Annotated in this window: 14 protein-coding genes and 1 tRNA gene; 7 read left to right on the top strand and 8 right to left on the bottom strand. The window is 61.3% G+C overall.

Features of this window, described 5'->3' with window-relative positions; all coding sequences use genetic code 11:
- Nucleotides 1–45 precede the first annotated feature (45 nt).
- Complete coding sequence (locus HDEN_RS11030; protein ID WP_013216194.1) at nucleotides 46–2,064, top strand: acetyl-CoA carboxylase biotin carboxylase subunit; 2,019 nt, start codon at nucleotides 46–48, stop codon at nucleotides 2,062–2,064.
- Between the two features lie 134 nt (nucleotides 2,065–2,198).
- On the opposite strand, the gene HDEN_RS11025 is transcribed toward HDEN_RS11030, so the two are convergent.
- Nucleotides 2,199–3,047 (bottom strand): LysR family transcriptional regulator, encoded by an 849-nt coding sequence (locus HDEN_RS11025; RefSeq protein WP_013216193.1) that lies wholly within the window; start codon nucleotides 3,045–3,047, stop codon nucleotides 2,199–2,201.
- A gap of 328 nt (nucleotides 3,048–3,375) precedes the next feature.
- Between HDEN_RS11025 and HDEN_RS11020 the strand changes: the two genes are divergently transcribed.
- Nucleotides 3,376–3,672: a hypothetical protein gene (locus HDEN_RS11020; protein ID WP_245256620.1), complete on the top strand. Its 297-nt coding sequence runs from the start codon at nucleotides 3,376–3,378 to the stop codon at nucleotides 3,670–3,672.
- 85 nt (nucleotides 3,673–3,757) lie between these two features.
- Here HDEN_RS11020 and lipB read toward each other — a convergent pair whose 3' ends face one another.
- On the bottom strand, nucleotides 3,758–4,486 hold the full coding sequence (lipB, locus tag HDEN_RS11015; protein WP_013216191.1) for a lipoyl(octanoyl) transferase LipB: 729 nt from the start codon (nucleotides 4,484–4,486) through the stop codon (nucleotides 3,758–3,760).
- 250 nt (nucleotides 4,487–4,736) lie between these two features.
- Here lipB and HDEN_RS11010 point away from each other — a divergent pair.
- Nucleotides 4,737–4,823: transfer RNA gene (locus HDEN_RS11010), tRNA-Leu, on the top strand.
- A 238-nt stretch (nucleotides 4,824–5,061) separates the two neighbouring features.
- Here HDEN_RS11010 and HDEN_RS11005 read toward each other — a convergent pair.
- A complete protein-coding gene (locus HDEN_RS11005) occupies nucleotides 5,062–6,126 on the bottom strand; it encodes a polysaccharide deacetylase family protein (protein ID WP_013216190.1) in 1,065 nt (354 codons plus the stop codon).
- A gap of 246 nt (nucleotides 6,127–6,372) precedes the next feature.
- On the opposite strand from HDEN_RS11005, the gene HDEN_RS11000 reads away from it, so the two are divergent.
- Nucleotides 6,373–6,834: a GNAT family N-acetyltransferase gene (locus HDEN_RS11000; RefSeq protein WP_013216189.1), complete on the top strand. Its 462-nt coding sequence runs from the start codon at nucleotides 6,373–6,375 to the stop codon at nucleotides 6,832–6,834.
- Here HDEN_RS11000 and HDEN_RS10995 read toward each other — a convergent pair.
- The 5 genes from HDEN_RS10995 to HDEN_RS10975 form a co-directional block, all read right to left on the bottom strand.
- Nucleotides 6,831–7,790 carry a DUF6232 family protein gene (locus tag HDEN_RS10995; protein WP_013216188.1) on the bottom strand — a complete coding sequence of 320 codons (960 nt, stop codon included), beginning with the start codon at nucleotides 7,788–7,790 and terminating at the stop codon, nucleotides 6,831–6,833. The genes HDEN_RS11000 and HDEN_RS10995 overlap by 4 nt on opposite strands.
- A 107-nt stretch (nucleotides 7,791–7,897) precedes the next feature.
- On the bottom strand, nucleotides 7,898–9,229 hold the full coding sequence (locus HDEN_RS10990) for a hypothetical protein (protein ID WP_013216187.1): 1,332 nt from the start codon (nucleotides 9,227–9,229) through the stop codon (nucleotides 7,898–7,900).
- A gap of 104 nt (nucleotides 9,230–9,333) precedes the next feature.
- On the bottom strand, nucleotides 9,334–10,032 hold the full coding sequence (locus HDEN_RS10985) for a hypothetical protein (protein WP_013216186.1): 699 nt from the start codon (nucleotides 10,030–10,032) through the stop codon (nucleotides 9,334–9,336).
- Nucleotides 10,033–10,044: 12 nt separating this feature from the next.
- Nucleotides 10,045–10,536 (bottom strand): methyltransferase family protein, encoded by a 492-nt coding sequence (locus HDEN_RS10980; protein WP_013216185.1) that lies wholly within the window; start codon nucleotides 10,534–10,536, stop codon nucleotides 10,045–10,047.
- A 97-nt stretch (nucleotides 10,537–10,633) separates the two neighbouring features.
- A complete protein-coding gene (locus HDEN_RS10975; protein WP_013216184.1) occupies nucleotides 10,634–11,140 on the bottom strand; it encodes a hypothetical protein in 507 nt (168 codons plus the stop codon).
- Between the two features lie 208 nt (nucleotides 11,141–11,348).
- On the opposite strand from HDEN_RS10975, the gene HDEN_RS10970 reads away from it, so the two are divergent.
- The 3 genes from HDEN_RS10970 (at nucleotide 11,349) to HDEN_RS10960 (ending at nucleotide 13,424) form a co-directional block, all read left to right on the top strand.
- Nucleotides 11,349–11,780, top strand: a complete 432-nt coding sequence (locus HDEN_RS10970) for a hypothetical protein (protein WP_013216183.1) — start codon at nucleotides 11,349–11,351, stop codon at nucleotides 11,778–11,780.
- A 74-nt stretch (nucleotides 11,781–11,854) separates the two neighbouring features.
- On the top strand, nucleotides 11,855–12,292 hold the full coding sequence (locus HDEN_RS10965) for a DUF1489 family protein (RefSeq protein WP_013216182.1): 438 nt from the start codon (nucleotides 11,855–11,857) through the stop codon (nucleotides 12,290–12,292).
- A 19-nt stretch (nucleotides 12,293–12,311) separates the two neighbouring features.
- Nucleotides 12,312–13,424 carry a pyridoxal phosphate-dependent aminotransferase gene (locus tag HDEN_RS10960; RefSeq protein WP_013216181.1) on the top strand — a complete coding sequence of 371 codons (1,113 nt, stop codon included), beginning with the start codon at nucleotides 12,312–12,314 and terminating at the stop codon, nucleotides 13,422–13,424.
- The last annotated feature ends 14 nt before the right edge of the window (nucleotides 13,425–13,438 follow it).

Here is a 13,438-nt window from a genome sequence, read left to right as displayed (position 1 = left end):
ATAAGCAGCGAAACAAGCAATCACGGCAAAGACCGGGGACGGCCCATGTTCAAAAAAATTCTGATCGCTAACCGCGGTGAAATCGCCTGTCGCGTCATCAAGACCGCGCGCAAGATGGGCATCAAGACCGTGGCGGTCTATTCGGACGCCGACCGCGACTCGCTTCATGTCGAAATGGCCGACGAAGCCGTGCACATCGGCCCGGCGCCGGCCGCGCAGTCCTACCTGATCATGGACAAGATAATCGAGGCCTGCAAAGCGACGGGCGCCGAGGCGGTTCATCCCGGATATGGATTTTTGTCCGAGCGCGAAGCATTCCCGCGCGCCCTGCAGAAGCACGGCATCGTCTTCATCGGTCCGAACGCCAAGGCGATCGCCGCGATGGGCGACAAGATCGAGAGTAAGAAGGCGGCGGCCGCAGCCAAGGTTTCGACCGTTCCCGGCTACCTCGGCGAAATCGGCGACGCCAAGCAGGCGGTGAAGATCGCCAACGAGATCGGCTATCCGGTGATGATCAAGGCCTCCGCCGGTGGCGGCGGCAAGGGCATGCGCATCGCCTACAACGCCAAGGAAGCCGAAGAAGGGTTCCAGCTCGCGCGCTCCGAAGCCAAGTCGTCGTTCGGCGACGATCGCTGCTTCATCGAAAAGTTCATCGAGAACCCGCGCCACATCGAAATTCAGGTGCTGGGCGATAAGCACGGCAACGTCGTCTATCTCGGCGAGCGCGAATGCTCCATCCAGCGCCGCAATCAGAAGGTGCTCGAGGAAGCTCCCTCTCCGCTGCTCGACGAAAAGACCCGCAAGGCGATGGGCGAGCAGGCCGTCGCGCTCTCGAAGGCGGTCGGCTACGACAGCGCCGGCACGGTTGAGTTCGTCGCCGGTCAGGATCGGTCGTTCTTCTTCCTGGAAATGAACACGCGTCTGCAGGTCGAGCACCCGGTTACCGAACTCGTGACGGGCATCGATCTCGTTGAGCAGATGATCCGCGTCGCGGCCGGTGAAAAGCTGCCGTTCAAGCAGGCGGACATCAAGCTCAACGGCTGGGCCGTCGAAAGCCGCGTCTACGCGGAAGACCCGTTCCGCAACTTCCTGCCGTCGATCGGACGCCTCGTGAAGTATCGCCCACCGGCGGAAGGCAAGAAGGACGGCGTCACGGTTCGCAACGACACCGGCGTCTTCGAAGGCGGCGAGATCTCGATGTTCTATGATCCGATGATCGCCAAGCTCGTGACGCATGCGCCGACACGCGCCGCCGCGATCGAGGCTCAGGCCGGGGCGCTCGACGCGTTCTATATCGATGGCATCCAGCACAACATGCCATTCCTGGCTGCGATGATGCAGCATCCGCGCTGGCGCTCGGGCAAGCTCTCGACGGGCTTCATCAAGGAAGAGTTTCCGGATGGCTTCGAGCCGCGCGCTCCCGAAGGCGCCGATCTGATCACGCTGGCCGCAGTCGCCGGTGCGATCGATCACCTCGGCAACGCACGCCGCCGCGACATCACTCATCAGATGGCGGGCCGGTCGATCAGTTTCGCCAAGCGCCGGATCGTCAAGGTCGGCGATGCGACGGTCAAGCTCGAGGCGATGGGAGCGATCCCCGGACCTTATTACATCTCGATCTTGAACGATGACGGTGAGCCGACCAAAACGCTGGAGATCACCTCGGAGTGGTGGCCGGGCGAGCCGGTCTGGCACGGCACCGTGGAAGGCGCCGAAGTCGCCGTTCAGGTCCGCCCAATCGCGAACGGCATGCTGCTCTCCTATCGCGGCATGCAGGCGCCGACATTCGTCTACACGGAACGGGAAGCGGAACTCGCCGCTCTCATGCCGGTCAAGGTTGCGGCCGATATGTCGAAGTATCTGCTGTGCCCGATGCCTGGCCTCGTGAAAGCGATCAACGTCACTGAAGGCCAGGATGTGAAGGCCGGCGACGCGCTCGCGGTCGTCGAAGCCATGAAGATGGAAAACATCCTCAAGGCCGAGCGCGACGGCAAGGTGAAGAAGATCAGCGCCCAGGCCGGCGATAGCCTCGCGGTCGACGCTGTGATCATCGAGTTCGCCTGAAAATAAACGGCGATCAAAAAAGGCGCGCTGCAGCGCAAGTGCTTCCGGAAAAGTGGGTACCGGTTTTCCGATAAGAAGCACGGCAAAACAAACGCCTAGAGCCGATCCGCGATTCAACGAAAAGCGGATTGGCTCTAGCTGAACTTGGCTGCGGCGCGCCGAAGTCCGCGAAGAATGGGCTCGAACGCCTCTTCGTTCCGCGTCTCCGGGTAGACCATGTAGACCGGATAGACGAACTTGCGAGCGCGTTTCGGCTCTCTGACGCGGCCGCGCGCGATGAGCTTTTTCACCATTCGCGCCGGAAAATACCCCGAACACTCATTGGCCAGCAGGTAGTCGAGCGCCATCGGACCGAGATCGAGGCTGATGGCGGGGTTGGCATGTTCGGGGAATGCGGCGGCATGATCCTGCACGAAATCGATTCCCCAATCGACGAGAAGATAATCGCTGACGGTGCGCCGGCTCCCGGCTTTCGCCGACGAGACGAGGACGAACTCCTCGTCGAACAGATGCTCGATCGTCAGTCCCGGCGGCAGCGACGGGCGATACATGACGGCGAGATCCAGCGTTCCCTCGATCAGTCGCTGGCTCAATTGGGAAGAGGCGCCCGCCGTCGCCGACAGCGCGATGCCGGGAATTTTCGCCCTCAGTCCCGACGCCCACTTCATCAAAAAGCCGTTCCAAAGACTGAGCGGCGCGCCGACCGAAATGTGCTCCGGATGCTGATCTGCAAGGGAAACTTGAAGCTGCGCCTGTTGCCAGACGCGCACCAGAGCCAGTGCATGCTTCTGAAAGAGTTCGCCCGCGCCGGTCAGCTCGACGCCCGACTTCGATCGCGTAAACAGCGGTCGCCCGAGCAGATCTTCGAGACCTTTGATGCGCGCGGAGACGGTGGACTGAGTGATGTTGAGCTTGCGAGCGGCATCAACGAAGCTGCCCGTTTCAGCAACAATCAGAAATGTGCGAGCGAGATTGACGTCCATCGGCTTCGAACTTCACCTCTGCGATAAAAACTCATCTATCGACATTTTCGATATCACCAAACATCAAATTTCGTTTGTGCAACGTCTTGAAGTTTATCAATGTCGAAAATGACTCGACTCGAGTCGGGTCGACAGACGCACGCGTCTGTCAACGATCAAAACGGAAGGACGATCCACAATGGCTAAAGCTGCAAAGAAAGCCGCCAAGAAAGCTCCTGCCAAAAAGGCAGCTAAGAAGAAAAAGAAGTAAATGACTTTTTGCCGTGATCGTAGAAGCGGCCGTATCGAATTTCCAACTCATACGGTTTGCACGATCGCAGCTCTTCTTATGACCTCGGCTGCTACCGCAGCCACGATCACCAACCGCAGTGATAAGGACGTCAAAATCACGATCACTGAGGGGCCCTCTCGCCAAGACGAGTTTTTGCCGTCCGGCAAGATGATCGATGGGGTCTGTCGGAAGGGCTGCATCATCCGCCTCAACGACAATTCGAAAGACGAGTACGAGCTTCATGGCTCGGAAAGCGTCTCGGTCGAAGGTGGATTTCTCTATTATGATTCTTCGAAAGTCGAGGTAGCGCCGACCGGTGGCAGCGACACGACCAACGGAGAGCGAAGTAACTAGAGATTTGATTGCGGCACGTGCATCCGGCGCTTGTATCCCCTCAGGATACAGGCGCCTTTTCTTTTTCAGGTCAGAAACTTAGTCGTCACTTCACGGGAACGGGTTCAACACCCGGAGCCGGCGGCGCGGCACGCTTCGTCGCTCCGAATGTGCGCTCGAAATTCGTGCGAAGCGCAACGTCGACATCATACGGCGTGACCGGCAGGCCGAGGTTCGCAAGACTGGTGACGCCGAAGTCGCGAATCCCGCACGGAACGATCCCGCCATAGTGGGAGAGATCCGGATCGACATTTATGCTCAAGCCATGCGTCGTGACCCCGCGGCTGACGCGCAGCCCGATCGCGGCGATCTTGTCTTCGGAATTTCCGCTCGCTGAAGGCCGCCTGACCCAGACGCCGACGCGATCCCGCCGCGTCTCACCCTTGACGTTGAATTGAGCCAGCGTGCCGATGATCCAGGCTTCGAGCTGAGTGACGAAGGCTCGGATGTCGCCCCCTCGCGCTTTGAGGTCGAGCATCACATAGACGACCCGTTGCCCGGGCCCATGATAGGTGAACTGCCCGCCGCGTCCGGTGCGAAAGATCGGCAGCGCCGATGGATTGAGCAGGTCGTCGTCTTTCGCTCCCGTACCGCCCGTGTAGAGCGCCGGATGCTCCAGGAGCCAAACCAGTTCGGGAGACCCGTTGTCGCGGATTGACGCAGCTCTGGCGCGCATCGCCTCGATCGCGAATGGATATTCGACCGGCCGATCGCTGATCGCCCAATCGACCGCGGGCGCGGAACCTGAAACAGCGCGGGAATCGCCGGAAAACATAGTTATTATGTATGGCAGCACGTGCGCTTTCGCAAAGCCTGCTTTGGTCTCGCCTGATCGAATGCGTGCGCCGAAGGTCCCGCGTGCTCTGATCGCGCTTCCTGTTTTTCGGCCCATATGATCGGGAATGCCGATAGAGCCAATCTGGCGCTTGCGTTCGTCAGATCGCTCTGTTACGTCGGGCGTCTTCGCAGTTGGGATCGCTTCGGCGGTTCTGAAACTCGCGATACCCGGGCGTCAGGCCCGGTCTGCGGTTGTGGCGGAATTGGTAGACGCACTACCTTGAGGTGGTAGCGCTGGAAACGGCGTGAAGGTTCGAGTCCTTTCAACCGCACCATTTGGCTCGCCAGCCAATGGTCATCCCGGAAGCCCCCGCCTTCCAGGTTCAAAAGCCCTTAACAGGGACGACGCCGAGGCGCGCTCGCAACGCCGCCGATAGCGCGACTCGCGCAGGAAGCCGCTCGCGCCGAAAGCGCGGGGCGTAGCTGGCGTTTGCTTGTCTTCAAGAATTCGGCCAGAGCGCGAGCGCCTTCACCGAGGCGGCTCGCACCACGACTCTGCGCGGCGACAGCTGCTCAGTTGAACAGATTGAACTGCCAGAACGGTGTTTCGTCTTTCGCAGCCGCTGGCGCGCGCGTCTTGCCCTGAGACGAAGGCGCGGTCGCCGGCACGCCGTCAACGATTGCCGGTTTGCCCTGAACCTTCTTAACAGCTCGCGCCTTATGCTTCGCGTCGGGAGCCGGCGTCATCGACCAGACGAGTGAACGCTCCGCCGTCGGATCGGCGGCCTTTGCAGCGGTCTTCGATGCGATCGCCTTTTCTGCAGCGGCATCGTAGGAGGCGATCGTATCGACCGGCGCCTTCGCGACGAGGTGGACGACCTTGAATCCTTTTTCGTGAAGCGCGGCAAGCAGGCCCGGCAGCATCTTTGCGGTCCAAGCGTGAATGTCGTGCATCAGGATGATGCCCTTCTTGCTCGTCGCGAGCTGCGCGAGAATGCGGTTTTTGACGACCTCGGGATTACGCGTCAGGTAGTCCTTCGAGTCGACGTCGACCCAGACCGCGGCGATGTTCCGGTTCCTGAGATACGCTTCCGCCTGGCGGCTCGAGCTCAGGTAGGGAAACCGGAACAGCGGAGAAATCGGCGCTCCATTGGCTTTCGTCACCATCGAGATGGCGCTTTCGATCTGCTGGTCGATCGCCTTGGTATTGGCGAACCGCATGTTCCGATGCGACCACGTGTGGCTGCCGATCGTGTTTCCACCGGCGGCGACCTCGCGAACCATCGCGGGGTCCGAGAGCGCCATCTGTCCGACCATGAAGAAAGTCGCCTTCGTGCACTGGTCGGCGAGCGCTTTCAAAATGGCTCGCGTGCGGGATTTCATCGGGCCGTCGTCGAACGTCAGAACGACTTCGCCGTCGTTCAGAAGCTGCAACGCGCGCTTCTGATCGCCACCGATCGCAGGTCCGCCAGCGGTATCGATCTCGATCGTGCGAGACACGCCGAGCGTCTTCCCATCGTCCGCGCACGTGTCGGCTTTGACCGCGCCGCCGGCTTCGATCTCAGCATGAAGCGGAGCTGTGGCAGCCAGCGACAGCAGCGCAGCAACAGCGATGACGGGCAGAGAAGCGTGCCGCATGAGTTCCTACTTGTTTTCCGGTTCTAACCGGGGATTTGTAGGGGGGTGATTATGAACGTTCAACAAATGCGCGGCTCACTCGCGGCTATCGGCCCGCTCCCTGTGACCCAATAGCCGCGATCCGTCGCGGTTTATGGAGGATTTGCGCCGTTTGCGCGACGCCCCGCCGCATCTGAAGGCCCAGGCTGTGCACCCGCGCAGGGCAGGCGTTGGGCGCTGTCATATTGACGAGGGACGATAAAACAAATGGCCAACATCGACACCGGCTCCGCGACAATCGAAGTTCGCGCCGTCACCGCAGATGACCATGCGGAGTGGCTTCGCCTGTTTCGCGATTACATCACGTTCTACGAAGAGGATGTTCCGGAGGACGTGATCGAGACCACGTGGCAGCGTTTGCTGGCGCAGGAGGACAACATGATCGCGCTCATCGCGATCGCAAACGGCCATGCCCTCGGCATCGTCAACCTGGTCTTCCATCGATCGACCTGGGCACGCGACTGGTATTGCTATCTGGAAGACTTGTTCGTCGCGCCGGATGCGCGCGGAAAAGGCGTCGGGCGGGCGTTGATCGAGGCGGTCTATGCAGAGGCCGACCGGCGCGGCGCATCGCGGACATACTGGGCGACGCAAGCGAAGAACGCGACCGCTCGCACGCTTTATGATCGCCTCGGATCGCTGACTGAATTCGTCCAGTACCGCCGCTAGTGATGCCCAGCGGGAAGCATGCTTCCGATGTGGTCGAAGAGTTCGACCGCTTGCGGATAGGCTTGCAGGATCTGCGACATGTCGTTGGAAAGCTCGCGCAGCCGCGCCTTCTGCGTCGGCGTCGGAGTTCCGGCGCGCATCAATAGCTCAAGCTCTGAGAGCCGCTGTTCGAGATGTTGCGTATTGGGCTGGCGCGCATAGAAGCGGTGCATCTCGACGATCGCGGAAAGCACGGTGCTGTAGTCGACGAACGCGCTTGCTGGCGGAGACGCGGCGCCGTTAGAGGGCGAGGGAAGAGCGGGCTGGGTGCGGACCTGTCGCGGCGCGCTTCGCTGAGCATCGGTCGCAGGTGGCCGAGTCCGGGGAACGTCGTGCTGTTGCGCAACCCGTTCATTGGGCGCGGCGACGGCAGCTTGCGCATGGCCCGCGCCGTTCTGAGCGCGCTGCGGCGGCAGGCTTTTGCCTCCCGCAAGGCTCTCGATCTGCCCATTTTCGAAATCGATCGAGAACGCGATCGAGTCGTCTCCGCGATTGATCTTCTCGGTCAGGATGCCGCGAACTTCGTCAAGGATCGCGCTATCGGGCGCGGTGAAGCGAGACAAAACCCCATCATTCGACGAGATGAGCAGATAGGGCGTCTTGTCTTGCGGCTTCAGCGCCAGCGCCGCGAAGGCGAGCGTGATGAAGCCGAGGAGCACGGTAGCGCCGGTCGGCGAGAGCGGGCCGAACGACAGATCCGGGCGCATCGATCCGAATGTCATCACCAGGAAGAGCGCGGCGAGGCCCCAATAAAGAAGTGTCGGCTTTTGTCTGACGTGGGTGCCGACGGAGACGCTCGCGATGTTCGCAATCGGAATGGTGCGCGACGGCGTGGTCAGAACGCGGCCCTCGATGCGAAGCGCGTCAAACGTCTTGGTCGCCGCGGCGCTCTCGGGGATGCGTCCGTGAAATATCATTATAGGAGTGCTCACTTTCGGAGCTGTCGCACTAGTTCTCGCGCGGAACATAGTCGATCCGCGTCGCAAACAGAAGTCCGGCGAACGGGCACCTGTTGATAGCGCGTTCAGCTCGCCGGAGCATCGAGCTTGCGCGTCAGGTCCTCGAACTCCTTCCGCAGTTCCTCGTTCTTGAAAATCTGATCGAGGCTCGGCGATTCGAGCTTCTGAATCGCCTCGAACGACGTCGAGCTTTCGCGCATCAGATCGCGAAGCTGCACGCTGGCTTCGACGGTTTCATACGTATTATCCGCGATTTTCAGGTCATGCGATGCCTTGAGCCGCGCCTTCGCGATCTGCTCGCGCTGTTGCTGCAGATAGCGGCGATAGCTCTGTGCGGCCGAGTCGGCGATCTTCTGGCTGTCGCGATTCGATTCGAGCGCCCGCTGCTGGTCCGGGCGATTCTCGGCCTTGAGCAGATCGGCCGTCCGCCGCCGCGCCGCCGCGATATCTGAAATGATGGCTTCGAGCTTCGGCAGATACTGCGTGTCGATCTTGGCGATCGTCGCGTCCTGCGCCTGCACGAGCATCGCGAAAAGCGCCGCATGCATCGCAAAATAACGCCGCGCCGCGCCCATGTTGTCGCCCGTCGAGCCGATGAGCTTCGCCAGCTGCCCGTCGATCATCTTGGCGGCGTTGAAGACGGCGACGAGACGGATGAGATCGCCCGAGAGCACGCTGTCGAGCAGCAGATCGACTTGCTCGGGCTGCAATTCGATGCCCGCCGCCTTGAGGGCCGCGGCGATCTCGCCCTTTTCCTTCTTGATCTCGGCGCGGTTTGCGGCGATGCGCTTATTGTTTTCCGCGATCTGCGCTTCGATCGAGTCGACGGTGTCGGTCAGGACGCCGGGAAAGTTCGCGTCCTTGGGCGCGACGAGCTGTTTTTCCTTCAGCTTGACGTTCTGCTCATCGATGTCGCGAATGTTGTGGCGCAGCACATCGAGCCGCTTCTGGACGTCGACGACCGGCGCGTTCGTGACGATCCCGAGTGCCGCATTGAGAAGATCGCGCACCTTGGTGTCGCGGTCTTCGCGCGTTTCCTTCCAGAACGGCGGGATGATGTATTCGTCGCGGCTCGGAAGCTTGCTCGCCCCCGCGCGGGAATCGGCGGCATCCTTGAGCACGGCGTCGACTGCCGCCATCAGTGCCTTGGCTTGCTCGTATTGAATATCGCCGTCGCGCGGATCTTGCGCCGCGGCTTTGGCGGCCGCCGCAGCCGGACTGAGCGTGTCGCTCTTCACCGAGGGATCGATCGGCGACGGCGCGTTGGTTTCGCGCGCCTTCAGCCAGTCGGCGATGGCATCGCGCTTCGCCGCCTGCGCGGCCGCGGCGGTTGAAACGACCACACTTGCAATAAGCGCGAGGCATAAGGCCGTCGCGGGCCGTCGCTGAACCGACATGAGCGCCTCCGTCGGCGTCAATGGCACTGAAAATTCTGGCAAATCAATGTTGCGGCAGCGTCGCCGATGCAACAAATCCGAATGCATTCTGGGTTTTGGCGACGTTACAGCCGGGCCGCGATCCTGATCAACCTAAGAAAATCCTCGTCGATGCTGCGCGCATCGTCGAGCAGCAGCATATCCGAAAACGTGGATAGGGATTTGTTAACGGCATCGGCGGGCTTGGCGCGATGAATGCCGGCCGCGCCGAAATTGGCGTAGAGTCTGAGAGCTTTCGGCGACGGCAGCAGAGCCGCGAACGGTGCCGGTGTCCCGATAACGATCAGCGAGCTTCGTGCACTGAACTCCGCCTCAGGAACGGCGCGACCGATTTCGCGCAGAACGAGATCGGCAAGCGGACGCAAACCCTTGGCGTCGGAAAGCAGGCGTTCGATGTCGGACCTTGAGGTCGCGACGGGTTTCACTGAAGGCGTCGGCGGAGCCGGCGGCGCTGTCTTCGGCACAGCGTGAAATGGGCGACGGTCCAGTTGTCTTGTTGCTTCCGGCGGCCGAGGACGTGCCGCCGGGGGAATGTTGCCCGCATCGTCGCCATAGACCAGCCGCCCGCCGTTGTGATGGATGCGCTCCAGCCAGGACGCCCACGAAAATTGAAACCCCTGATGCCGTAGCCAGTCGATGATTTCGTTGCGATCGCTATGGCCCGAGTGCCGGATGGCAATCATCCAGCCGTCGAGGTCCCGGCCGGTGTCCTCCTTGAGGCTGGCGACGAAGTCCCGCTCCATTTCCGCATAGTCGGTGCTCATCAGAGGTCTGCATCAAATCCAGCGTCGTGAGCGCGCTTTATACTCGATATACGCGTCACCGAATTGACGTTCGAGGTGACGTTCCTCCGGGATGATTTGCAGGATCGTCACCAGGATCGCAAAAATCAAAGCCGCGCCGACGAACCAGACCGATTTGGTAATTTCGGCCGTGCCCAGCAGCACCAGCACGTCGCCGATGTAGATCGGGTTGCGAAAACGCGCGAACGGGCCGGAGGTCACCAGTGCGCTGGATGTTCCAGCGGGATTAAACGTCGTCCCGTTTTTTGTCAGCGTCCGGATGCTCCAGACGATCAGAGCGACGCCGGCAACGCCGAAGCCGATGCCGATCCAATGCGCAGGGCTGTCGTTCATTCCCGGCCATGGAAGCGGCCAAACGCGCGTTGCGAGCGATGCCGCCGCGATCAGCACGATCAGCAGCACGGGCGGCCAGGGAAAATTGTTTGCGCGCTCGATGGGCGTCGCGTCTGCGTTCTGTTCGGTCATGGCGGCAATCTACAGCCAAACGCGGCGAACGCCAGCCGGGGACGGCAACCGTTATTCTGAGGATCGCCAACAGAGCGCCGAAGTCATGCCCGTGCCGTCACGGCTGCTTCTTTTTGGCCGCATCGGCGGGCGCCTTGGCCTTCTTGGGCGGCGCGATCCGTGGTGTCGGCGAAGCGGTCGGATCGGTTTGCTTCAGCTCGTAATCGAGGTCGTAGCTTTTGCATCCCGAAGCCGCGAGGCGCTGATTATACTCCTGCAGACGCTGCAGATCGGCCGCATGCTGGCCGTCGGGATCTCTTCCCTTGGCTGACGTTCCGACCGTCGATGAGAACGCAGACTGAAGGCCGCGCGAGAAGCCTGACGCCTGCTTGCGATTGTCAAAGCCGCGAAGCTGCAGGATCAGAACCTGCACACGCCCCGACAATTGCTTGCAGTTGAGCTTCTTGTCTTCGATCGGCGCCTGATAGCTCGCGCCGTGGTCGCCGTCTTTCCAGATGTTATTCTTCGCGTAGGCGCTGGCAATGATCGACGAGCTGCCGACGCCCGCAGCCAGCGTGAGCGGCACGATAAGCGTGATCAGGCTAAGCGAGGTGAGGAAACGCATTCGCACTCGCACTCCAATAAGCGGCCGATTATGAGGCTGAACATGATTCCGCGGCAGGCTGAAGGCAAACCCGGAGTATGTTGACTTCCGATGCTTTTGCGCCGGCAGGCTTGCGCAGCACGCACGCCTCTGATTTCAATAGAATATCTTAAGCCAGGAGGGCCGGCTGATCGGTGCCTCCGGTGGTCGCTCCAGAGGGAAACACGGAATGACGATTGCGCGCGCGGCGCTGATGGCGCTCATCGTGGGTGCGGCGAGTTCGCCGTCGCGGGCCGAAGAGCCGACGCCCGCGCACTTCGCCTGCGACTTCAGTACGGGCTATTCCTGGACGTATGACTCCGGGAAGTTCCGGTCCGAACCGCCGAAGGATCTGAAGTTCGAAATCGGCCAAATCGATCTGGACAAACAGGCCGCAACCCTGATCCTCGATGGCAAATCTTCGAACGCGCTGAAGATCGTGCGCGCCCTGAACGCCAACACTTTCCTTGAAGTCGCGAATGAAGGCTTCCTGAACATCACGACCATCTATGATCGCGATGCTACGACCGGAACTTATCCGGCGGTGCATTCGCGCCATTTCGGTCTCTTCGGCCAGCCGATGTTCGCGCAGTATGCGGGAACGTGCACGGCTAAGCCTTAGGCTTCTTCAAGACGCCGCTTAAGCTGTGGACGGGCGAGTTGCCGTCCTGACGCCGCAGGAGCACAACTACCGGCATGACCCTGCACCTCGTCAAACTCTGCGTCGGCGCAAGCTCCATCGATGACCTCGCGGACTGGCAGCGCGAAAACCGGCAATGTAAGTCGCGCGACGGCAAAGCCTGCGTCTATCATCCGACGTATCAGTTTCCGAAACGGCGCGATGACCTGCTCGATGGCGGCTCGCTCTACTGGGTGATCAAAGGCACGATCCTCGTTCGGCAAAAGCTCGTCGGGCTTGAGGAGGGCACCCGAGACAACGGCACGCCGTGCTGTCATATCCAACTTGCGCTGCCGCTTATCCCGGTGCGGCCGACGCCCCGCCGCGCCTTCCAGGGCTGGCGCTATCTCGAAGACGACGACGCGCCGCCGGACCTCAAAGGCGGCAAGCGCGATCAGGTTGCGGTCATGCCGGCCGAAATGCGAAAGAAGCTCGCCGATCTTGGCCTCCTCTGAAGCAACCCGCTGAGAAGTAATGTCCCGCCCGCCATTCACGCCGACCATCGCGTCGCTGCCCAAGCTTGTGCCTTTTGTCGGACCGGAAGCCCTGGAGCGCGCTCGCGGACGGCCTTTCTCCGCCCGCCTCGGCGCCAACGAAAGCATCTTCGGATCATCTCCGAAGGCCGTTGCCGCGATGCGCGAAGCAGCCGCCGAGAACTGGAAATATTCCGACCCCGAGAATTTCGAGCTGCGGTCCGCGATCGCGGACCATCACGGCGTCGCAATCGAGAACGTTGTGGTCGGAGAAGGCATCGACGGTTTGCTCGGCCTGACCTGCACGATGTTTCTGACGCCTGGCGCTCATGTCGTCACGACCGACGGCGCCTATCCGACCTTCAACTTCCACGTCCGAGCGCACGGCGGCGTACTCGATCTCGTGCCGATGCACGACATGCGCGAAGATGTTCCGCGCCTCATTGAGAGCGCGAAAGCTCTGTCGGCACGCATGCTTTATGTATCGAATCCCAACAATCCGATGGGAAGCTGGTGGCCGGCCGAGGCCATGACACAGTTCATCGGCGCGCTAGCGCCCGAAACGCTTTTGATCCTCGATGAAGCCTACGTCGAAACAGCGCCGGAAGGCACTGCCCCGCCAATCGACATTTCAAATCCGCAGGTCGTGCATTACCGGACGTTTTCGAAAGCCTACGGACTTGCTGGCGCGCGCATCGGTTATGCGATTGGCGAAAGCAGCGTGATCGAAGCCTTCGACAAGGTCCGCAATCACTATGGCATCAACCGCGTCGGCCAGATCGGCGCGCTCGCCGCCATCCGCGATCAGGCGTATCTGCGCGATGCCGTCGGCGCCATCGCTGCCGCGCGCGAACGCATCGCCGCGATCGCATCGGCGAACGGCCTGTCTCCGTTGCCGTCCGCGGCGAACTTCGTCGCCATCGATTGCGGCCGCGATGCCGCGTTCGCCGAGCATGTTCTGAAAGCGCTGCTCGACCGCGACGTATTCGTCCGCAAGCCCATCGCCAAAGGGATCGATCACTGCATCCGCGTCTCGTGCGGCCGTGACGAGGATCTCGACGTGTTTGCCAAAGCGCTTCCCGCGGCGATCGAGGACGCGCGTCGGTTGTCATAGGCGTCGCCCGAAGA

Origin of the sequence: Hyphomicrobium denitrificans ATCC 51888, from assembly GCF_000143145.1 — a bacterium.
GTDB classification, from domain to species: domain Bacteria; phylum Pseudomonadota; class Alphaproteobacteria; order Rhizobiales; family Hyphomicrobiaceae; genus Hyphomicrobium_B; species Hyphomicrobium_B denitrificans.
Note: the sequence above shows the minus strand (reverse complement) of the source record. Positions and strands in the feature narration are given on the sequence as shown.

Coding starts and splice junctions, on each gene's coding strand:
- HDEN_RS11030 (WP_013216194.1), top strand. CDS start 46: ATGTTCAAAAAAATTCTGATCGCTAACCGCGGTGAAATCGCCTGTCGC.
- HDEN_RS11025 (WP_013216193.1), bottom strand. CDS start 3,047: ATGGACGTCAATCTCGCTCGCACATTTCTGATTGTTGCTGAAACGGGC.
- HDEN_RS11020 (WP_245256620.1), top strand. CDS start 3,376: ATGACCTCGGCTGCTACCGCAGCCACGATCACCAACCGCAGTGATAAG.
- lipB (WP_013216191.1), bottom strand. CDS start 4,486: ATGTTTTCCGGCGATTCCCGCGCTGTTTCAGGTTCCGCGCCCGCGGTC.
- HDEN_RS11005 (WP_013216190.1), bottom strand. CDS start 6,126: ATGCGGCACGCTTCTCTGCCCGTCATCGCTGTTGCTGCGCTGCTGTCG.
- HDEN_RS11000 (WP_013216189.1), top strand. CDS start 6,373: ATGGCCAACATCGACACCGGCTCCGCGACAATCGAAGTTCGCGCCGTC.
- HDEN_RS10995 (WP_013216188.1), bottom strand. CDS start 7,790: ATGATATTTCACGGACGCATCCCCGAGAGCGCCGCGGCGACCAAGACG.
- HDEN_RS10990 (WP_013216187.1), bottom strand. CDS start 9,229: ATGTCGGTTCAGCGACGGCCCGCGACGGCCTTATGCCTCGCGCTTATT.
- HDEN_RS10985 (WP_013216186.1), bottom strand. CDS start 10,032: ATGAGCACCGACTATGCGGAAATGGAGCGGGACTTCGTCGCCAGCCTC.
- HDEN_RS10980 (WP_013216185.1), bottom strand. CDS start 10,536: ATGACCGAACAGAACGCAGACGCGACGCCCATCGAGCGCGCAAACAAT.
- HDEN_RS10975 (WP_013216184.1), bottom strand. CDS start 11,140: ATGCGTTTCCTCACCTCGCTTAGCCTGATCACGCTTATCGTGCCGCTC.
- HDEN_RS10970 (WP_013216183.1), top strand. CDS start 11,349: ATGACGATTGCGCGCGCGGCGCTGATGGCGCTCATCGTGGGTGCGGCG.
- HDEN_RS10965 (WP_013216182.1), top strand. CDS start 11,855: ATGACCCTGCACCTCGTCAAACTCTGCGTCGGCGCAAGCTCCATCGAT.
- HDEN_RS10960 (WP_013216181.1), top strand. CDS start 12,312: ATGTCCCGCCCGCCATTCACGCCGACCATCGCGTCGCTGCCCAAGCTT.